Annotated in this window: 15 protein-coding genes and 1 pseudogene; 3 read left to right on the top strand and 13 right to left on the bottom strand. The window is 28.1% G+C overall.

Annotation, left to right across the window (positions count from 1 at the left end; translation table 11 throughout):
• Window positions 1-506 precede the first annotated feature (506 nt).
• Window positions 507-1598, top strand: coding sequence for a glycerol dehydrogenase (locus NGI68_RS15765; RefSeq protein WP_251862396.1), 1092 nt, complete (start codon window positions 507-509; stop codon window positions 1596-1598).
• A 273-nt stretch (window positions 1599-1871) separates the two neighbouring features.
• On the opposite strand, the gene orr is transcribed toward NGI68_RS15765, so the two are convergent.
• The 7 genes from orr to NGI68_RS15730 form a co-directional block, all read right to left on the bottom strand.
• A complete protein-coding gene (gene orr / locus NGI68_RS15760) occupies window positions 1872-2933 on the bottom strand; it encodes an ornithine racemase Orr (protein WP_251862395.1) in 1062 nt (353 codons plus the stop codon).
• Between the two features lie 359 nt (window positions 2934-3292).
• Window positions 3293-3571 (bottom strand): ATP cone domain-containing protein, encoded by a 279-nt coding sequence (locus tag NGI68_RS15755; RefSeq protein WP_251862394.1) that lies wholly within the window; start codon window positions 3569-3571, stop codon window positions 3293-3295.
• Window positions 3572-3939: 368 nt separating this feature from the next.
• A complete protein-coding gene (gene adc, locus NGI68_RS15750; protein WP_251862393.1) occupies window positions 3940-4680 on the bottom strand; it encodes an acetoacetate decarboxylase in 741 nt (246 codons plus the stop codon).
• Between the two features lie 21 nt (window positions 4681-4701).
• Window positions 4702-5412 carry a 3-oxoacid CoA-transferase subunit B gene (locus NGI68_RS15745; protein WP_251862392.1) on the bottom strand — a complete coding sequence of 237 codons (711 nt, stop codon included), beginning with the start codon at window positions 5410-5412 and terminating at the stop codon, window positions 4702-4704.
• Window positions 5413-6069 (bottom strand): 3-oxoacid CoA-transferase subunit A, encoded by a 657-nt coding sequence (locus NGI68_RS15740; protein ID WP_251862391.1) that lies wholly within the window; start codon window positions 6067-6069, stop codon window positions 5413-5415. It abuts the gene before it with no gap.
• Window positions 6070-6712: 643 nt separating this feature from the next.
• A complete protein-coding gene (locus NGI68_RS15735; protein WP_251862390.1) occupies window positions 6713-8008 on the bottom strand; it encodes an L-cysteine desulfidase family protein in 1296 nt (431 codons plus the stop codon).
• A 247-nt stretch (window positions 8009-8255) separates the two neighbouring features.
• Window positions 8256-10031: a sigma-54 interaction domain-containing protein gene (locus NGI68_RS15730; protein ID WP_251862389.1), complete on the bottom strand. Its 1776-nt coding sequence runs from the start codon at window positions 10029-10031 to the stop codon at window positions 8256-8258.
• Between the two features lie 830 nt (window positions 10032-10861).
• Here NGI68_RS15730 and NGI68_RS15725 point away from each other — a divergent pair.
• The gene (locus NGI68_RS15725) at window positions 10862-11671 is read left to right on the top strand and encodes a CAP domain-containing protein (protein ID WP_251862388.1); all 810 of its coding nucleotides are present in this window, start codon (window positions 10862-10864) and stop codon (window positions 11669-11671) included.
• 209 nt (window positions 11672-11880) lie between these two features.
• On the opposite strand, the pseudogene NGI68_RS15720 reads toward NGI68_RS15725, so the two are convergent.
• Window positions 11881-12228: pseudogene (locus NGI68_RS15720) on the bottom strand (aminotransferase class I/II-fold pyridoxal phosphate-dependent enzyme); the annotation flags it as partial.
• Window positions 12229-12324: 96 nt separating this feature from the next.
• Here NGI68_RS15720 and NGI68_RS15715 point away from each other — a divergent pair.
• Window positions 12325-13233 (top strand): DMT family transporter, encoded by a 909-nt coding sequence (locus NGI68_RS15715; protein ID WP_251862386.1) that lies wholly within the window; start codon window positions 12325-12327, stop codon window positions 13231-13233.
• A gap of 210 nt (window positions 13234-13443) precedes the next feature.
• On the opposite strand, the gene NGI68_RS15710 is transcribed toward NGI68_RS15715, so the two are convergent.
• From NGI68_RS15710 to NGI68_RS15690, 5 genes are all read right to left on the bottom strand, one after another.
• The gene (locus NGI68_RS15710) at window positions 13444-14595 is read right to left on the bottom strand and encodes a pyridoxal phosphate-dependent aminotransferase (protein ID WP_251862385.1); all 1152 of its coding nucleotides are present in this window, start codon (window positions 14593-14595) and stop codon (window positions 13444-13446) included.
• A gap of 152 nt (window positions 14596-14747) precedes the next feature.
• Window positions 14748-15566: an ABC transporter substrate-binding protein gene (locus tag NGI68_RS15705; RefSeq protein WP_251862384.1), complete on the bottom strand. Its 819-nt coding sequence runs from the start codon at window positions 15564-15566 to the stop codon at window positions 14748-14750.
• A 78-nt stretch (window positions 15567-15644) separates the two neighbouring features.
• Window positions 15645-16931: a lactate racemase domain-containing protein gene (locus tag NGI68_RS15700; protein WP_251862383.1), complete on the bottom strand. Its 1287-nt coding sequence runs from the start codon at window positions 16929-16931 to the stop codon at window positions 15645-15647.
• Window positions 16932-17289: 358 nt separating this feature from the next.
• Window positions 17290-17949, bottom strand: a complete 660-nt coding sequence (catA, locus tag NGI68_RS15695) for a type A chloramphenicol O-acetyltransferase (RefSeq protein ID WP_251862398.1) — start codon at window positions 17947-17949, stop codon at window positions 17290-17292.
• A gap of 525 nt (window positions 17950-18474) precedes the next feature.
• Window positions 18475-23124, bottom strand: coding sequence for a calcium-binding protein (locus tag NGI68_RS15690; RefSeq protein WP_251862382.1), 4650 nt, complete (start codon window positions 23122-23124; stop codon window positions 18475-18477).
• Window positions 23125-23160: the final 36 nt, after the last annotated feature.

The following is a 23160-nucleotide window of genomic DNA, read 5'->3' as shown; positions in this document are numbered from 1 at the left end:
TTGGTTAAATGATTAAATTGAGGCTTAGACATTCCATAATTTACATCATTTAAGTAATTGTAAAGTTCATTATTAATGGATACAATATTAGTACTTGGCATACTTCTTACCTCCTGTGTTTGTATTTTTAGGGTAACTTTTATATAACACGGTGAGAGAAAGTATGCCATATTTATTTTTTGGTAGTTTTACCAATTTAGATTTTTATTTTGCATAACTAAAGTTATAATTTAAAATCACAGAAAACATGGATAATATCAATTTTGTTAAATCTCATCTTATATATTTTTTAACATATGTAACTTAGTTTTCTCTATTTTATACTATATATTTTAATATACAATGTAAATTGCTAATAAATTTCAAATAATAAAATCTCTTATTTAATCAATTTATGTATAAATAAAACTGTAAATTTAAATTTTTTAACAGTATATTGATAAAAATTTAACTATTTTCTGATATAATTAACATAAAAGTAAATATAATTTTTAGGAGGAAGATAAATGAGTAAAATAATAATTTCCCCAAGTAAGTATGTTCAAGGTAAAGGAGAGTTATCAAACTTTGGATCTCATGCTAAATCTTTAGGTAAAAAGTTTTTTATAATAGCAAGTCCTAATGGAATAAAAAGAACTAAATCTACTTTAGAGGAAAGTTGTAAAGATTTAGATATAGAATTAGTATTTGAAGCATTTAATGGAGAATGTTCTAAAGAGGAAATTGATAGATTGGGTTCCTATGTAGAATCTAATAATTGTGATGTAGTTGTTGGTATTGGTGGTGGAAAAATATTTGATACAGCCAAAGCAGTAGCTTACTATAAAAATACTCCAGTGGTAATTGCTCCAACTATAGCCTCCACAGATGCTCCTTGTAGTGCTCTTTCAGTAATATATGCAAAAGATGGAACATTCTCAGAGTACTTATTACTTCCTAAAAATCCTGACTTAGTATTAGTAGATACTTCTATGGTAACTAAAGCCCCTGCAAGACTTTTAGTAGCAGGTATGGGAGATGCATTAGCAACTTATTTTGAAGCTAGAGCCTGCATGAAATCAAATTCAGACACTTTAGCTGGAGGTAAAGGAACTAATAGTGCTTTTGCTTTGGCTAAACTTTGCTATGAAACTCTTCTAAAGGATGGTCTTAAAGCAAAACTTGCTGTAGAAAAAAAAGTATCTACTAAAGCTGTAGAAAATATTATTGAGGCTAATACTTTCTTAAGTGGTATAGGTTTTGAAAGCTGTGGTCTAGCAGCAGCACATGCTATACATAATGGATTCACAGTATTACAAGAATGTCATAATTTATATCATGGTGAAAAAGTGGCTTTTGGAACTTTAGTACAATTAGTTTTAGAAAATAGTCCACTGGAAGAACTGGAAGAAGTAATAGAATTTTGTATAGATGTAAACCTGCCAATAACTTTAGAAGATATGGGAATTAAAGAAATAAATGAAGAAGATATTATGAAAGTAGCCAAAGTTACGTGTGCTGATGGTGAAACTATATTTAATATGCCTTTTGAAGTAACTTACCAAGATGTATATGCAGCTATTCTTACTGCTGATAATTTGGGAAAGCTATATAAATAGTTCTAAAGTTCATTACTTTTCTATAATTTTGTTTATAATTTAACTTTTTTGTAAGATTTTATACACTTATAGGATTATTATAAGAATGATGCTTTAACATTCTTATAAAACTACAAACAACTATCTTTTTTAATATATAGAATAAATAAGAAATAGATCATTAGTTACACAACTTAACTATTATCTATTTCTTATTTTTTAAATGGAAGTTACTTTTTAAATAATCACATATTTCTTACAAAAGAAAAAATATAAGATAAAACAATTAAAAAATTATAGTATGACCTTATGAATATATTCAGAAGTCATTAAAGATAAGCATCCTCCATAGCTAATATTAAATTCTACTTTATCACCTATTTTATAATCCTTACTGGAGTTTGTAACATCTAATAAAAGATGATCACTGCTTGCTCCTAGAACTTCTATTTTTTTATCTAATGGTATTATATTATCCGGACTAACATCTTGCCTTCCTATTGCACATATAGCTCTTTTTATAATACCTTTATCTTCAAAAGAAGGCTTATTACCAAAAGCATCTAATCCAATGTTTCCAATTGGTACTGAAGGTTTATTTTTAACTTCTACTATTTCTACAACTAACTTAAAGGCATCTACAAAAAGAGAATCTATAGGATCATCATTTAATCCTATTCCCATAGCTATAGATGATCCTAATCTTAGTTGAGTTATCTCTTCTGGTATCTTATTATCTTTAAATAAACTAAGAGAACCAGAATTTCCTCCAGAAATTACTTCTATTTTAATATTAAATTTACTTTCTATATTCTTCTTTATATTAACTAATTGTGATAAATTATGATTAGTAGGAATAATACCACCATAACAAGATAAATTAGTTCCTACGCCTATTAATTTTATCCCTTTAAGTTGAAGTATTTTATGTACAGTAATATAAACTTCCTCTTCATTAAATATACCTTCCCTTAAATCTCCTAAATCTATCATTAATATGACACTATGTATCTTATTTTGCTCCAGAGCTTCTCTTGAAAGCTCTATTAAGGTTATAATATCTGATACTAATGAAATATCAGCATATTTTATTACTTCTTTTATTTCACTTATCATTGGTAATCTTAATAACATTTTAGGAATATTAATATCAATCATCTTTTTTAAATTTTCTATTCTAGAATCTGCTAAAACATCTACCTTTTCTTCTGAAATAGCTTTTGCGATTTTAGAATTCCCGCAGAATAATTTAGTTACTGCTGCTACTTTTATTCCTCTACTATTGCATTCCTTCACTAAAATATTAGTATTATATCTAATTTTTTTAGTATCTACTTCAACTCTTGGATAAAACATCTGCTACCGCCACCTAACTTATAATATGATTCAATTGTATTTTTATACTATTATACATAATAATAATACATATTTCAATATTTTCATACAATTTCTTTAAACCGTTTATTCTACTAGGTTTTATGTTATTTATTCCTAATTATTACTTAATTATGTATGCATATAAATAAAATATATTTATTTATATCTCTTGCTAATAATCATATTTTTAGTGTTTATAGACTAATATCTCCTTATTCTTTTAGTACCATATAAATTTTTATATTTTCATATTTATTAATTTTTTAGAATACAAAAAAATCTATATCACAAAATGAATTTTATGATATAGACTTTTATATATTTTCCTATTTCATATGTTATTTTCTGCGTTTAAAAGCTATAAATTCCTTTAAAACTGCTTCAAATCCATTTTTTACCAACACCTCATTTACTATCCCTATTATTTCATAACTAGATGTGTTTTCTTCTTCTTTCCTTATATTTTTAAGGGTGCTTTTTATATCTTTTACTATAGTATTTAAATCTGATTCTGTTAAATTAATGCCTTCAGCGTCCCTAGCAGAATTTGCTATACTTGTTCTTAATTTTTTTTCATCAAATTCTTCTACTCGTCCATACTTCTTTATAATTTTCATATATATTACCTCCCTTTTAGCTTATGTGATGAATCATATTTTCATAAGTTAAACTTTGAGCAAATCTTACTTACGCTTACATTAGTGTTTTAAAAGTTCTGTAGGCTAAATAGTGAGTTCAGCTAGTAACTACTGACAGGAACTCACATTAGATATGTTAGAACATTTTAAATATAGTTGTAAGATTTAAATAATTAGCAAGCTAACAAGTTTTAAGTTAATTAATATCATGAAATGTTGATTTAAATATCTTTTAATTATTTTACTATATTTATATAGGTTTATCAATATTAATTTGCAATTTTCACAATTTTATAAAAATAATATACAAAAACACCAAAGATTAACCCTGGTGTTTTATGTTAATTTTATTTATTATCAAGATAATCATAAACAAGCTTAGCAGGTGGAAGAGTTAAATCTGTGAGAATATGAGAGGCTGATATAACTTCCAATACTGGTAAATCAGCCATTGGTGCTAAGGCATGACTAAATAGTTGTAGTCTAGCTGGCCCAATCCATGCTTCATGAATTTTTATTTCAGTAATTTCAGCACATACCAATTCGCAAATTCTTGGTTTACCATCATAGCCAGGTATAATTTTCAACATATAATTTGGACTGCAAATTTGCTTTTTAGCTTCTTCAAAATCTAAAGCTTTGTGTTTATATCCCATTGTAGCAGTTGCCACTGGCAGTGAACCATATTTTAATGTCCCAACTAAGGTATCAGAATCAACAAAAAGTTTTGGATAACCTAATTTTTTAGGATATGCACTCATTTCTCTACCAACTGCAATTGCAGGCTCATTATCTAAATACATTTCATGAAGATAGTCTCCTTTTTTACCATTGAAAGTTATTGGAATAACTTGACCGCACTCAGTGTATGAACCTAGCCCTGTAGTATCTGGCATTGCCATCATTTCAAATCTAACCAAAGGTTCATTTACTACAAGAGGTTCTGGGACCATTTTTTTTAATGCTTCTAAATCAGTTCTATATATTATATTTAAATACTCACGATTATGAAATTTATAAGGTCCTCTAGGAAATGCAGAACCATCTAATGGAGTAGTAATGTGTTTTAGTATTTCAGATTTTAACATAAGTACAATTCTTCCTTTCTATTATTTATATACCAATGAGGATTCTTCAATATTTTTACAGTCTAATTGAGAAAACATTATATCAACCTTCTCTGGAATTATTAATTCAGCTTCAGTTAAAGATTTAACTTCATCTATAGTTGTATCTTTGTTAATTTCTTTTAGCAAGAGGCCTTTATCAGTAACTTCAATAACACAAAGTTCAGTTACAATTAAATTTACTTTAGCTTTTGCTGTAAGAGGTAATTTGCATTTTCCCACAATTTTAGGTTTGCCTTTGCCTGTATGTTGCATTGCTACAATTACTTTTTTTGCTCCAGTCACAAGATCCATAGCACCACCCATTCCTGGAACAAATTTTCCTGGTATTATCCAATTAGATAGATTTCCTTCTTCATCTACCTCTAAAGCTCCAAGTACTGTAGTATCAACATGGCCACCTCTAATTAAAGCAAAAGACATTGAAGTATCTATAAAAGAACCATATTTCATGATTGTTGCATATTGTCCACCAGCATCTATAACATCATAATCTTTATTTTCTAGCTTATGATCTGATGCCATTCCTACTATCCCATTTTCAGATTCTATGGTAATGTCATCTTCATGAGAGATATAATTAGCTACTAAAGTTGGAATACCAATTCCAAGATTAACAAGTTGCCCAGGCTCTAATTCTTGAGCCACTCTTTTTGCAATGATTTCTCTTGCTAATTTTTTATCATTAATCATTTAGAATTCCTCCTTTTTTACTATATAATCTACTAAGGGACCTGGAGTCATAATTATTTCTGGATCCAAAGCATCACCCTTTAGGAATTTTTCTGGTTCGACTATTACTGTTTCAGCAGCCATAGCCATACAAGGATTGAAGTTTTTAGTTGTTCCTTTATAAAATATATTTCCAAATTCATCGACTATTGTTCCTTTTATTAAAGCTAGATCGGCTTTAATTGGAGTTTCTAATAAATAATCTTCTCCATTAACTTTAATTTTCTCTTTTCCTTCTTCTACAATAGTTCCAAGTCCTGTTTTAGTTAAAACACCTCCAAGACCAGAACCAGCCGCACGGATTCTTTCAATTAAAGTTCCTTGAGGTGAAAGTTGTACCTCTATTTCACCAGAAAGCATTTTCTTACCAGTTTCCGGATTTGTACCAATATGAGATGCAATTACTTTTTTTATTTGGTCATTTACAACTAACTTGCCTACCCCTTTATCTATGAAACTAGTGTCATTACAAATTATTGTTATATCCTTAACATTCCAATCCACTAGCATATCAATTATATCATCAGGAGTACCACAATCTAAGAAACCACCAATCATTATGGTCATTCCATTTTTAAAAAATGATTTTAAATCTTTAAGACTAACTAATTTATTCATATATACCTCCTTAAAACATATAAACATTGCATTATTATTTATTTTTGTATTAAATTACCAATTGGTATATTAATATTATACTAATAATAATCCCGAAAAAATCACTTTTCTTCGAAAAAGTTAGTATAAAAAGATTAAATCGATTACAAATAAAGAAATGGTATGGATATTTTTTACAAATACCAATAGAAAAAGTTATATACTGAAAATTAACATGATAAAAACAATGTTTTTAAAAGTGTATTAACATAATAATTTTTACTGTTTATCAATATAATTTATATATATAACTACTTTGTAATTAACATTGTAAATATGAAAATACAATGAACTAAAAATTCAATACGATTTTCTCATGAAAAGTTCATATAAAAGTAAAATAAAATGAACATAATTCATAGAACCAATATTACTATTGATTCTCCAAAAATAAATATTTATTAAAAATAACAACCTAAATCAAAACTTAAAATTTCTAGTTGAATATTAATGTTTTATAAACACTAGATATTATAGATTTAGGTTGTAACTTTTAAAAAAATTATGATTATTTATTATATTTACATTAAGTTATTTATGTCTACAATTGAATTTTAACTTCTTAAATTTGAAGAGGTTAAGTTTTATAATTAATTTAAAGTGTTTATTTACAAGCTATAGAAAGCATAACATCATCTGCTTTATAAAATCCGTCTCTACATAACATTCCAAGATTTCCTATTGTTTCTTCAACAGTATCTCCTATTATTCCTGTATTATTAGGAACTATTATGTCACTTAATGCCAAATAAGCTGATATAACTGCTTCAGAAGCAGATGTTGAAAGCTTTATTGCACAACTTCCCTTAGCACCATCACATACCATTCCTGTAAGATTAGCAAGCATATTTAATATAGCTCCTTCTATTTCTTTCTCTTTCCCACCTAAAAGCCATGTTATTCCTGCTGTAGCACCTATTCCTGCTGCTATGGCACAACCACAAATCGCAGATAATTTTCCTGTATATTTTTTTATAAAATTATTAACTGCATGACCAAAGAATACTGCCCTTAATAGTTTTTCTTTAGGAGCATTTACATCTTCTGCTACTACAGTAATAGGTAATATTACACATAATCCCTGATTACCACTTCCACCACTGGTCATTATAGGGCACATTCCTCCCCCCATTCTAAGATCTGAAGCTGCAGCAGTTAATATTCTTGCTAAACTTGCAGAATCTTTACCTATTTTCCCTTCTTTTTGCAATTTTAAAAGAGAAGAACCTAGCGTTAAACCTTTTTCAGTTTTTAAACCTTCATTGGCAGCTTCTTTATTCATATTTATTCCATCCATTATGAAATCCAATTTTTCTATACTAATTTCTTCTGCTATTTGTCTCAAATTTTCTAAAGTAAGTTCTTTCATAAAGTTATAATCTTCATTATGATCTGTGCTTTCATTTTGTTTTTCAAATTCTACATTTCCATTTACAATGATTTTTTCTATATTAGTGTGTCCACCCTTTAAAAATACAGTAACTTCCTCATTTTCTCCTTTTAAAGTAGCCTGTACAAAAACTGGATCTATATTTTCAATAGCATTAAGTTTTACAACTTTATTTCTTATCATTTCTTCTGCTTTATCCAAGTATTCTTTATTTACATTTTTAAAAACAAACAATCCTTCTTCTGGATCTCCACATATTTCTCCAAGAGCTCCTGCAATATCTAATCCACAAACCTTTGTGTTTGGTATAGTAACTGATTTACCGTTTTTAAATATATTTTTACTTACTTTTAAATCTATGTTTAACACTTTACTTTTTATATATTTTCTACCCACTGCTACAGCAAAAGCAACTGCTACAGGTTCAGTACATCCTATAGCTGGTTTAGTTTCATTATTTATTAATTCAAGTAATTTTTCACTTATTTCTTCCTTTGATAATTTTAGCATCTTAATCCACTCTCCTTAAGCTTTACTACTTATAATATATAGCAATAAAGATGCCAAAAAAATCATATTCTCTATTAGATATGGATTAAATCCCTAAAATTCACCATTTAATTATTTTTTCTTTATATAATATATATATTTGAAGGGATGTTTTTTTGCATTTTTGCAAATTTTAATATTCAAATGAAGATTTAATATGTGTTAACATATTGATATTGAGCATTTTTGCATTCTTGCAAAACAATTCTCATTTTTGCAAATTATATTTATTTAACTTTCTATAAAGAGTAGATAAGTTAATTTTTAGTTCCTTAGCAATTCTCTCTTTTCCTTTTCCATCTTCACCATATTCATTTATCATAGATACCAATAATTTTTTTTCATATTCATCAAGTCTATATTGCAGGCCTCTATTATTTTTATCATTCCCCTTAGATATTTTAAATGATTTTGGTAAATGTTCATTATATATTATTTTCTCTTTTGTAGTATTTACTATATACTCTATTACGTTTTCCAATTCCCTTATATTACCCGGCCAATTATAATTTTTAAAACTACTTTTTACTTCATTTGAAAGTTGTTTTACTTCTATATTAGATCGTGTGCAGAATTTATCCATAAAATACTCACTAAGTAATATTATATCCTCTTCCCTATCCTTAAGACCTGGAAGATATATTGGTATTACATTTAATCTATAATATAAATCCTCTCTAAATTGCACATTTTTAACCATGCTTTCAAGGTCTCTATTAGTGGCAGCTATTATTCTAACATCTACACATATCTCTTCCTTGCCACCAATTTTAGTAAAGCTTTGCTCTTGAAGCACTCTTAATATTTTAGGCTGAAGATGTAGTGGTAAATCCCCTATTTCATCTAAAAATATGGTTCCTCCATTGGCAAGTTCAAATTTGCCCATTTGTCCTTCTCTTTTAGCTCCTGAAAAAGCTCCTCCTTCATATCCAAAAAATTCGCTTTCTAATAAGTTATCTGGAATAGAAGCACAGTTTACAGCTATAAATGGAGCATCCCATCTTTCACTTTCAAAATGTATAGCTCTAGCGAAAAGTTCTTTCCCTGTACCACTTTCTCCTCTTAATAATACTGTAGAACCAGTTTTGGCAATATTTTTGGCAATAAGCTTTACGTTTTTTATATTGCTACTATTACCTAATATATCTTCAAACCTTATAATTTTACTACTGGCAAAAAGCTTATAGGCTGCTTGAACTTCATCAATTTTTTTATTAAATTCTATAATATTACTTACTCTCTCACCTTTAAATATTATGGGACTACTTTTAATTAGAAAGCTTTCATTTTTACCATGAATGCTTATGCTCTTACCCTTATATTCTTTATTTAATAGCTTAATATTAAAGTTTGATATTATATCTTTAATATTGGTATTTATCAAACTTTTATCTTCTATATTTAAAAGTTTTCTACCCTTGTGATTAATATATTTCAAAATACCATTATTATCTGCACAGATTATACCATGACTTAAACTATCTATTATATGGTTAGTTTCTTCTGTCTGAATTTGTAACTTTTTTATAGTATCATAATAAACTATATTTCCTACAAGTAATGTACTAAGTCTATTTAGAAATATTATCATATAATTAAATTCTTCAGATATTATATTAAGTTGCTTTTCATTAAAAATGTTTATACCAATTACACCTATTACTTCATCATCCATAATTATAGGGTAACCTATGGTAGCATATTCTGTGCATCTATCCTTTGCTTCGCAGCTTTCACATACAGATGGATTCATTTTTTTCTCATTGTCTTTTAAATATCTTTTTATATGATTAGTCTTTTTTTCTTTTATAACTAATTCAAATAGACATTTTCCTGGTATCTTATTTCCTATGAACTTTTTATATTCTCCTGTGGCAGCAACTCTATTAAAAGCCTTGTCAATTATAGTAACATCAACTTTAAGAACTGCAGCTATAGCCTCAGCAACTTCTTGAACAGAGTCCTTTATACTATTTAAAGACACCTTCTATTCGCCACGTTAAACTTAAATATTTACTTTTAAAACAAGCATGTTAATTTGGGATTTTCTACATAAAATTAATAATCCTTAAGTGCTAACAGCTTTAAAATGAAATATAACCTTTTTTGTTTAACGTAACTCCTCCTCTCTTCATTTATTTATTATATATTGTTCAGATAAAAATTTGTTATTTATATTAATAAGTTTATCATTTGTATTAATAGGTTTTCAAACAAAACTTATATGTATCTTATGTTATATAATTATACAAAGAAATTTATTAAATATATAATATGCATTATCATTCTAAATATTTTTATTAATTTAGACTACTATATTGTTTAAATTGAGTTTACAGAAACATATTTTTTATAAATAAACTATTAAAACAAAAAATATTTTAATAATTAATATATAAAAACATATTTTTTTATTCCCTTTATTGTTATTTATTATCAATTAATAAAAACTTTTACTTTTAATATTTTTCTTTATATTTATATTTAAAGGGGGTACTTCTATAGCATAAATTATTATGTAAATAAACCTTAAACAAATCCCATTAATTAGCCATATTTGCACTAAATTGTATGTAGGTACAATTAGGCCTTTTAGTGATGATTTTTTTGAATTATTTTATATAAATATTTAAATAATTCTTAAAAATACATGAAATTATTAAAAAATAAATGTAATAAATTAGTTGTATTACCATAACATCACCTTGGACATACACCTTTTATGTACCGTATAATGTGAAATATGAAATTTCAGAATATTTTAAGACAAAATTAATATTCAAATTTCATAAAATTTTTAAGGTAGGTGTTACAATGAATAAATCTTCTATAAGAAAGATTATGGCTACTTCAGTACTTACTGCATTCATGGCAATGTCAAATATACAATTAGTATCTGCAGCTTCATCTGGATGCAGTGGAAACTTAGGCAGAACAAACTTAAAAGGACTTACTACTAACTGTGCAAATGGTCAGTATAATTTAAATGACTTAACTAGCTGTTTAAAAGGACAAACTGGCGGGGTAAAAGGTGCAACTGATTGTTCAAAAGACCCTTCTAGCTGTGTGAAAGGTGTTACAGATTGTGCAAAAGCTCCATCTAATTGTGGTACAAAATCAGGTAATACTGACTGTAAAGACGGAAGTTGTGGTGCAACTTCAACAACTAAGGCTAATACAAGCCCTAGTAAAAGTACAGCTGTTCAACCAAAATCAACTGCTGATACAAGCGTAAAAGCATTAGAAAAAGAAGTAATTACACTTGTTAATGCTGAAAGAGCAAAAGCTAAATTGCCAGCACTTAAAGCTAATGATTCTCTTTCAAATGTAGCAAGACTTAAATCTCAAGACATGATCGATAAAAAGTATTTCTCACATACATCACCAACTTATGGATCACCATTTGATATGATGAAAAAATACGGAGTAAAATACACTGCAGCAGGTGAAAATATAGCTTCTGGATATCCTTCAGCTAAAGCTGTTGTAGATGGATGGATGAAATCTCCAGGCCATAGAGCTAATATATTAAGCAAATCTTTCACTGAAATAGGTGTTGGACTAGCTAAGAGTTCTAACGGTACATACTATTGGACTCAAATGTTTATAAACCCAGGTAAATAAGCATAAGACACCCTAAATAAACATATTATAAATATCAGGAACTGATTTATTAGTTCCTGATATTTACTTATTACTTGTTAGTTATCACTTATCATTTATGGCATTTATAAGTTCTCCAATTATATTTTTAATGCCATTTTCAATAAAATTTTCTCTTACATTGGATACATTTAATTCTAGCATTTCTTCTTTTTTAAAACTATTTAAATAATATAAATTTCTAAAGCTCCCTGTGAAAGCATAGAACTATCCACATCTATAAGTCTTTTATATTTTCCAAAGTTCTCTATTAGAACTTCAGGTATAACTGCAACTCCAATCCTAAGTCCAGGAAATATAATTTTTGAATAGCTTTTTAAATAAATAACATGAGAAAAATCTCCATAGGAATACAATGGATCTGCTTTTGAATCCTGTTCTAAATCTGCTAAATAATCATCCTCTACAATAAACACATCATACTTTTGAGCTAATTTTACAATAGTTCTCTTTTGTATTTGAGAATAACAGGTACCTAAAGGATTATGAAATCTTGGCATGGTATAAAAGAATTTAATTAATATTGTACCACAGTTCTTAATCTACTAACATATAAATATAAGATATAGTAAATTTAAAACTTACATATATAGAAATATAGGAGGAATGTATCAATGAATATTTCACACAAAAAGAAGGCATATATTGCCTCTATAACATATGCTCTTATAATAGGTTTTTCATTTTTATTTTCAAAGATAAGTTTAAATTATTCAACCCCTTTAGACATACTAGCTCATCGTTTTACTGTATCCTTTATATTTGCATTTATATCTATTTTATTAGGCTTTGTAAAATTAGATATAACTAAGAAAGATATCCTTTATGTTTTACCATTAGCATTGTTTTATCCAATAATGTTTTTTGCGTTTCAGATTTTTGGACTAGTTTACATTTCTTCCTCTGAGGCAGGAATTATTCAAGCAACTATTCCTATTTTTACAATGATATTTTCAGTAATATTCTTAAAGGAGCGCCCTAGTATAATACAGAAACTATCCATTTTATTGTCTGTATCAGGTGTAATGTATATATTCTTTATGAAGGGTATAAGTTTAAAAAGTAATATTTTTATGGGAATACTTCTTATTTTATTATCTTCCCTGTCTTCAGCTTTTAACAATGTACTATCAAGAAAAATGTCTAGAAACTACAGGCCTGTATTACTAACTTATATATCTATTGGCATAGGCTTCGTATTTTTTAATGCTGTTTGTGTTATTAATCATATTTTCCATGGAACTATTAATATTTATTTTAAACCATTTATAAATCCATCATTTATAATATCTATAGTTTATCTAGGAGTTTTATCTTCACTTTTGACATCTTTTTTATTAAACTACGCTCTTTCTAAAATAGAAGCTTCTAAAATGAGCGTATTTAATAATCTTTCCACTTTAATAACTATGATAGCAGGAGTACTATTCTTAGGAGAACATCTACAATACTTTCATATAATTGGAGCCTTTATAATTATCCTTGGAATAATCGGCACAAATCTTGGTGATAAAGCTCCTTAGCTAATATGAATTAACCAATAAATATTTTGTTATATTCCAGTGAAAACACCATTAAAATTATATATATATTTCTAAGATTATTATATATATTTCATAGATAAGTAATGTACCCTTATAAGTTTACAAATAAAAATACACTCCTAAAAATCAAATTTTCGTATCTGACTTTTGGAGTGTATTTCATTTTACATGTTTTTTGATTGTATAATTCTATACGATTTTTTCGATTCTATCAAAGGCTTCCTCTAAAGCTGATATATTTACTGTACAAGCAATTCTTACATATCCTTCTCCGTACTTTCCAAAGGCGTTTCCTGGTATTGCTATTATATGAGCTGTGTTTAACAATTCATTACAAAACTCCTGTGAACTTTTGCCTGTTTCTTTTATATTTAAAAAAATGTATATACCAGCTTTAGGTTTAATAGCACTTAACTTTGGAATGGATTCTATCCTACCATATGCATATTCCATTCTTTTTTTGAATTCTTTTGTTATTTTGCTTACGATTTTATTTCTATTTTTTAAGGCGTGTATAGCTGCTCTTTGAGAAATTGTTGGAGCAGAAAAACATATGCCTTCATTAATATTTTTCATAGTATTTATTATATAATCTGGAGCAGCTACATAACCAATTCTCCATCCAGTCATACAAAAATCCTTAGAAAAGCTACCTAAAGTTATAGTTTTCTCCTTCATTCCAGGCAGTGATGCTATAGAACAAAATTCATCTTCATAAGTAAAATCATCATAAACTTCATCTGATATTACTACTAAATCATTTTTTATAGCTATTTTAGCAATTTCCTCTAATAACTCTTTGGAAAAAAACGCCCCTGTAGGATTATTAGGTGAATTTAGTATTATGGCCTTAGTTCTAGTATTTATTAACTCTTCTAGATTTTTAGGATTTATAGTAAACCCATCCTGCTCTAAAGTTTCAAGTTCCACGAATTTACCCTTTGCCATATCTATTTGCTGTTTGTATGGAGTAAAATAAGGAGAATGCACTATTACTTCTTCTCCATCATTTAATATAGCCTGCAGTGTTAAATATATACCATGACAAGCTCCTACAACTGCCATAATTTCATTTTGATTAAAACTTATATTACGATTTTTCTTATAAAAATCAGTAATTGCATCTATTAACTCTATATCTCCTGTAGGGTTTGAATATCTTGTATATCCATTTTGGGTATCTTCAAAAGCAGCTTTAATAATAGATTCATCAGTTATTATATCTGGATCTCCTAAGCTTAAATCAATTATATCTTTAAACTTGTTCTTTAGATTAGCTGCCCCTGACATTAAATTTTCTTTATTATCTTTATACTTATGAGATAAAAATTTATTTTCCATAACATAGCCCTCTTTTCATTAAATTGTCTCACTTATAAATTATTTTAAAATAGAAATTATTCATCATTATTATAAAATCATAAAAGATAATTCATTATATAATAATTCATTATCTTTTATGATTTTCATATAATTTTATACTATTTTATACATTATTGCACTAGTTTATTAGCATCTCTAACGAATTTGTCAATACTTTTAGCTTTAATAAGTTTGTCTAATGTTTTGTTTATAGCATCTAAAAGATCCTTGTTACCCTTTTTAATAGCTACAGATGCACCTTTATCTGCATTTTCAAATTTTGCTAGTGACATTGCAAATCCTTTAGCATTATTAGCATATGTAATTGCTACAGGTTTTTCAAGTACTAATCCATCTACTTTTTTATTTTGTAATTCTAGTGCTAAATCAGTAACTTTAGATAAAGATTTAATATCTGAACTTGTCATTTGTTTCTTTGCTACTTCCTCTTGAGTTGTACTCTTTTGAACTCCTATTTTTTCACCTTTAAAATCATCCAATGTTTTAAATTTATCTTTGTCCTCTGCTCTAACTAATACAGTTTGTATAGCTTCATAGTATACAGTAGAAAAGTCTACACTCTTTTTTCTCTCCTCTGTTGGATTCATTCCTGCAATAACCATATCCACATTTCCAGATTGTAGGGCTGCTAATAAACCGTCAAACTTCATATCCTTAATTTCCAACTTAACCCCTAGGTCCTTTGCTATTTCTTTTGCTATTGTAATATCAAATCCTACTATTTCATCTTTTCCATTTACAGTTTTATGAAATTCATAAGGTGGATAATCTGCACAAGTACCTATAACTAATTTTCCACTTTCTTTAATTTTATCTACCTTCCCATTTTCAGATTTACTTGCAGTGCTTTTACCACAGGCACTCAGTCCTATAACCATAGTTAATGAAAGTATAATAGCTCCTAATTTACTAATTATTTTTTTACTCAAATTCATTCACTCCTCATAACTTTATTTATGTATAATTATTCAATTTTTCTATTTTTTATAATTACTTTATATTTTTTACTAATAAGAATCATTACAACATATAGGCAGTAAACTACTACCATCTAGCATTAAGCACAGATGTTTATTTTCACTTAAAATTTTATTAATTTCATTTTCATCTTTAATAACTTTAATATTTGCTTTACTAACTAATTCCTCTTTTATATCAGATATAAGAGTAACCTTATATTCCTCTGCAATCTTGCATATTAAATATCCAGCAAATTTAGAAATAGTAAATTTTTTTCTTAAATCCGCCTCTCTTTCTTTATTATTATCAAAATTATTTATAATTTCTTCTACTTCTTCATTTCCCATACCCTCTATACACTGTGTAAAAAGAATTATCTTCCCACCTTTTTTTACTGCTTCCTTTGCATTACTTAATGCTTTAGAAGATTGATATAGATTAATATCCTTAGGAAATCCTCCTGCAGAAACAATTATGCCATCCTTTAATTTTTCAATTTCTAAACCATAATTATTTTTTAGAATATTACAACCTTTTAAAAATGCTTTTTCATAATGTCCCGCCACAGCTGAAGTAATATTACCTTTAGAATCTGTTATTACATTTAGCAAAAATGAAGGTTTTATCATATGGCAGGCTTCCATCATATCTAAATGTATAGGATTATTTTCTAAATTTCCACATGTACAATTAGGGTTTATTCCACTTTTATTACTATTTAAAACTAATGCATGATTTGCCATTATTGTTTCATAAGAACTTATACCAGGAAGAATAGACTTTCTTCCTCCTCCAAAACCGGCCATATCATGAAATGTTATACCACCTGTAATAATTAACTTCGTACATTCTTTTACTAGTTTATTAATAAATACAGGTGTGTTAAAAGATGTCTTACCTACATATACCATATTAGTTTTATCTTTAGAATAATGATCTATAATCTTAAACCTTTTAACCAAACTTTCTCCAAATATTTGTATATACTCTTTTTCAGTTTGTTTTCTATGCGAACCTAATGCACATAAAAAAATTATGTTTTCATCATCTATTCCACTTTTCTTTATTTCTTCAATAAGTATAGGTAAAAATACTTTAGGACGTTGCCATAATCTTGTTATATCAGATACCACAATGCAAACTTTATCTTCTGAAGTAATAATTTCATCTACTCTTTTAGATGAAATGGGATTCAAAAGAGCTTCTTTTATAACTTCATCTTCTTCTTTTTTACCCTCCGATAAAAATTTCTTACTTAAAAGTTGAAGGTCATAGTTATTGTCAAATGATATTTTTTTATAACCATTACCATATTTTATAGTGTGTCCTTTCAAAATTAGCCCCCCCCGTTTTCCAAAAATAGTATGGATGCATATATATTGTTTTGTTTTTCCACTTATTAAGTTTTTTAAATTATATACTGTATATTTATACATGTCAAGCGTAATTTTATTCATTTACTTAAAAGATTATAAATAAAATAGATTTAATTTTAATACAACAAAACAAAACCTCTCAAATAAGTAAATTTATCCACTTATTTGAGAAGCTTTAATATTTTCCTATAAAATTAAAACCTTTTTTCCAATTATATTATTAACAATTTATGCAATTGGTAATTTCATAAGTTCCTGAATATGAAAAGAGATCTTATAAAAATTTATATCTTTATAAGTTCTCTAATTTTTTATACTATTTTACTATTAACCACTGATCACAATTATTGGCCATAGACTGCAATTCATTTAAATATTTAGTTACATGGTATCCATCACAAACTGCATGGTGCATCTGAAGAGAAATAGGTATTAATATCTTACCATCCTGTTCAAAATATTTACCATATGTAGTTATTGGTAAAAGATAAGTTCCATCTGAATAGACATTAAGATTAAATCCCGTAAAGCTAAACCAAGGGACACAAGAAATAGGAAATGTATTTTTAGGTTCATTTTCTTTTGCTGATATACCTTTTACATCACCATATTTTTTCATATCTTTAGTACAATTATTATAAAATGGTCTAAAATCCTCATCATATTCTGTCCAAATATTACTGAAAGTTTCATCATCTTTATGGAATATAGTAAAAGAAGGACTCATACTATCCCAGTAACCAACATTCCCTTTGTCATCAAAATTAGTTCTAAATTCTTCATGGCTATTTACTATTTTTGAATTCATATAAATTAGTGTGGGATATAATTTTATATTATTTCCCTTTACTTTCTTTAGCAAATTTGTTATATCAATATTAGCAGTCATACTATATTGACATCTTAAATTATTCATATAATGATCAAAGTATGGTTTTCTACTCCAATTTTCTTTATCTATTATATTAAACTTTATAAGATCAACTCCTAATCATGTATTTAACTTTGTTAAACTATATAAATATTAATTTCTCAAACTATTGAAATATAATAATTTCACAAAAAATAATTCTCTCCAACAAAATTTACAAAAATCAATGTGAAAATATAGTAAAATTAATTATCATAAATTCCACAGTAATAATCTCTATAAATTTATAAAGAACAAAATCAGTTCATCACTTTAATAGTAACATATTAACAAATTTAAGTCATTATTATTATTTTTATAGCAAAAATCAAGGTATAAAAACGAACCTAATAATGTTAAACTTATCATACAAATTTATTCTTACTATTTAATATATTAACTTATTGTGTTAGTTAAATTAAGATTACAGAATCATATTTTGCACATTAAACCAATCCTAAATTAACTTTCAGTAAGATTAGATTATATTAATATTTTAATATGTCATAATATTTTAAAGGCATATAGGTTAGTCTTATTACCTATATGCCTCAAAATTTTAGATTTTTTAAATGTTTTTACTACTATGTTCTAAATGTTTATATTCTTAGTTATATTTTGTCCGTTTATTTGAAGGTTTAATGAATCATAACCTGCATTAGCCCATTCTTTTATTGTTATAGAGTTATTTCCGCTGCTTATAACTAACGCTTCATTCTGGGCAGTTCCCCATGTATTAGAAATCATTTTCTTTGTGAATTGTAGATCATCAACTGAAGATACTCCACTTTCGTTGTCAAACACTAATATATCTTGTTTTTCAAATCCTTGATAAGTAGCATACATTATATCATTTCCAAAACCTTTACCAAATATAAAGGTATCTATTCCATTTCCTCCATTTAATTCGTCATTGCCTATTCCACCACTTAAAATATCATTTCCATCTTCTCCTTCTATACGGTCATCTCCTTCTTCTCCAAATAAACGATCATCTCCATTAGCACCGGTTAAACTATCCCTGTCAGCACCTCCATATATACTATCATCTCCCTCTTCTCCATAAAGATTATCATCTCCATCTCCACCATATATTTCATCATTTCCACCTACAGCAAAAATGATATCTCCATCACCTAATCCATATATAGAATTGTCTGAATCATCTCCATGAAGCTCATTAGAGCCATCATCACCTTTTATAGCATTAGCTGGTATTCCTCCAGTTAGAGAATTTATAACTCCAGTAATGGCTTCTTTATCCATTTTGGTATTCCTTATACTAATATTTAGATCTTTATTTTGTGATTTGAAGAAATCTTCCAAAACTATTTTATTTAAGGCTGATTGTTTTAAGACTAAAGAATCATTTTCTTTTTCAAAGTTAATATTATTTAAGGACATTATTCCTGTTGTGGTATCAAATAATATAGTATCATCTGAGGAATACTGCTTTATTGTATCTATCCCAAAATCTTTAGTTAACACAAAAGAATCTTGTCCATTTCCACCTTCTAATATATCAGAACCAATTCCTCCAAATAAAGTATCATTCCCTTCATCACCTTTTAATGTGTCATTTCCTGCTCCACCTTTTAAAACATCATTTCCTATTCCACCATTAAGTATGTCTAAACCACTACCACCTTGTAATATGTCATCTCCATCTTCTCCAAATAAATTATCTTCTCCAGCCTCTCCTAGTATGAAGTCTTTTCCACCTTTGCCATGTAAGGTATCATTACCAACTCTACCTTCTAAGTTATTGCTTCCATCATTCCCCATTATAGTGTCAGCTGCGTTTGTGCCAATAATATTTTCCATATTTACTATGCTATTATCAGTACCCTTAAAGCTTAGTTTATTTTGAAGTAAATCTATATTAATGGCTCCATCTTTATCTGAAGCCTGAGAAAAATCTGCTGTATCAAAGCCGTCGCCTCCATCTATTACAGCATTATTTGAGGCTACAATTATCTTATCATTTCCTTCTTCTCCATATAATTTATTTAAGCCACTTAAATCCTCAAGTGTATCATCACCTGAACCACCATGTAATTCATCATCACCAGCTCTACCATTTACATAGTCATTATCTGCTCCACCGTCTATTATATCTACTCCACTATCACCATATACTACATCGTCTCCTTCTTCTCCGTACATAGTATTTTTCCCATAGTTCTCTGATTTGTATGTGGAGTATAATCCTCCAAATATGTTATCATTGCCACTTCCACCATGAATAGTGTCAACGCCTACTCCTCCTATTATATTATCGTTACCACCTTTTCCATTTATATTATCATCACCATTTCCACCTAACAAATACCCATTATGATCATTATCATTTATACTATCATTTCCATCTTCACCAGCTAAGTTAGAATCAGAATCCGCAAAAGCATTTATTACATCATTAAATCTTGTTCCAACTACTCCTTCAAATCCTATTGCATCAAATCCTATTGCATCCTTTAATGTAGAAGTTAAGTTTAATGCTTTGTCAAACTCAGTTAAATTTAATATGTCTTTTCCTTCTCCACCATCAATTTTTATCATTGCTTTATCATAATATATTGTGTCGTCACCTTTTCCACCTTCTACAGTATCAGCTCCGCCATTTCCATAAATAACATCATTTCCATCATCCCCATAAAGGAAGTCCACTCCTTTACTACCAACTAAAAGATCATCGCCACCCCAACCATGTAATGTTGAAGTACCATAAGATATTGAATCTTCTTGCTTTAGTGTAGAATATAACTCATCATTTGATTCAGTTGCATCAACTACATTTTCATTGGTTGTTCCTATAAATCTAAGTCTAGTTCCCTTTAAACCTTTAAAGTTTACTTCATTTCTTTTAGCATCTTCTCCTTGTAGGCTAATAACCCCAGGATAACTATATTGACTATTGGATTGCTCCAAACTTATCCTATTTGTAGCATTATAACCGGGTAAAATTATATTTTCAAAATTACTCAATGTAATATCCACATCACCTGTGAATTTTAGTGTATGAAAATCTCCAGAATATTTGGCTTCATAAACTTTATTGTCAGCTCCTCCAATATCCTTCAATGATACAATATCTACTCCATCTCCTCCATCAGCTATTCCAATAACTGATCTATTGTCAACTCTAACTCTTATTATTTCATCAAAGGATAATATATCGTTTCCTGATCCAAATTCAACTTTGGTTCTCATTACATCATTTAAAGGAGCATAAATCTTACTATCTATTCCTTTATAATAATCTACTGCTTTTATATTTAAATCTATATTTGTTTCTCTTCCAGCTAAATCCGAAAGCTCTTCTTTTCCATAATCTACAACTAATATTCTATTATTTACATAATCTAATCCAAATACACTTAAGTCAATACTGGATCCAAACCCTTCCGCTATAACTGTTCTATTATTTTGTTGATCCAAAACATATTTAGTGTCAGCAAGCTGCTGTGGTTGGGTATCGTCTCCTCCATCTTTGATCTCATAAGTTACATTATATAGTCTACCAGGTGGAAGTTCCTTATCTTCAAATATCTCAGACAAAGCACCATTATCAGTTTTAGCAAGAGTTACCACTTGAACCACATCTACATTATTATCGTTAAGCAGTTTCTGAGAAAAACTTTCTAGAGGATTTTTATAATTTTCAAGTATCATGTCTCTTACTGCCATACTTAAAGCAATTCTTTTTTGTTCATCAGAATCATACTCTATATCACTATACTCATCTAATATTTCATCTCTAATATCGTCTTTATCTATTGAAGTATATATAGCTGAAAACCAGTTCACCACAGGAATAGCATCTAATGTTTTTATATCTGCTAATGCTTCATATATCCTTCTATCTATACTATTAGTTGCATTATCTGCTGCTTTATTGTATTCAGCAGCTGCTGCCGCTGAACTAGCTATTGATCCTAATCCAAATGAATTTGTTACAGCATCAACAGGAGCATAAGGATTGTCTGGATCTAAGTTAGTAAGGTTATAAAGTAAAGATGCCGCAGCTGTAACAAACCCCATAACATTTCCTGCCATTGATGCTCCCCTAGCAAGAGATAATAAACTAGAACTCAGTCCTGATAAACTAAGGCCTATTCCCATAACATGTTGAGGTTTAATATCATCCTTTTCATCAGCCTTTATAAAATCATATATTGATATTCCCAATCCCATAAAATCCAGACCTAAACTTCCATAAGTTAATATACTCTTTAAAACTGGTTTAATATTTGTCATATATGTGCTTGAAGGAAGTGACACACTATCTCCACCAGTTCCTATTGGATTATATCCTAGTAATATAATATCATCATCTATTCCAGCAACTTCAGAACTTGGATTTCCATCAACTATAGGTTTTAAATTACCTGTATCTGGAACATTAGGACCATCTGGATCAATTGGTTTATATGATGTTAATTCTACATTACCATCTAATCCTGCTACTTCAGAATTTGGATTTCCATTAACTATTGATTTTAATTGTTTAGGAAGATCAATTTCTGGATTTTCTAACGGAGATAACTTAGAAACAATTATATCATCAGTTGGTATTTCAGTAGCACCTTCTATTTTTGTAGCATATCTAGTTAAAGTGTTTTTTTCTAAATCATAAGCATAATGTGGATAATACGCTACTATATCATCAACTGTAGTATAATAAGTTTTAAGCCTCTCAAACCAAGTAGCCCCATTAATATTCATATCATATTTTGCTGTTAATATACCATCTACAAACTTACCTATATTGAAAACACAGCATAGTCCATCTTTAATTAATCCTACAGCAAGTCTTCCTATGTCATCATTTTCACCATTTAATGCTGCATCTATAGCTTTATAAATAGTATTAGCAAGAATTATGAATGATGATGGTTGTGATATAAATTTATCCATTATAGATTTTATGCTTCCATGCTCTACAGTATTAGCCCCTGATGATGTATCATCTTTAAGATAAGCTTTAATTGTAACAGCTCCGTTTATAAAATTAGCATAGGCTCCAATTAATCCTACTTGTAGTTTAAAATCCATTTGATTTATTTTTTCTAAAGTTACTGGATCTAAATCCAATTGTGCTTTAGCTTCTTCCACAAATTCTTTTAAAAGATTATTTATATTTTCATCTTTAAATAATTCTTCCGAAGTTTGTTCTAAGTTTGATGCATCAAATTTATCTAATTCATAAAATCCATTTTGTTCCATTAAATTATCCATATATACTCTCCTTATTCATATAAATTTTATCTTTAG

The sequence above is a fragment of the Clostridium sp. Marseille-Q2269 genome (assembly GCF_943736985.1).
Taxonomy (GTDB): domain Bacteria; phylum Bacillota; class Clostridia; order Clostridiales; family Clostridiaceae; genus Clostridium_F.
Note: the sequence above shows the minus strand (reverse complement) of the source record. Positions and strands in the feature narration are given on the sequence as shown.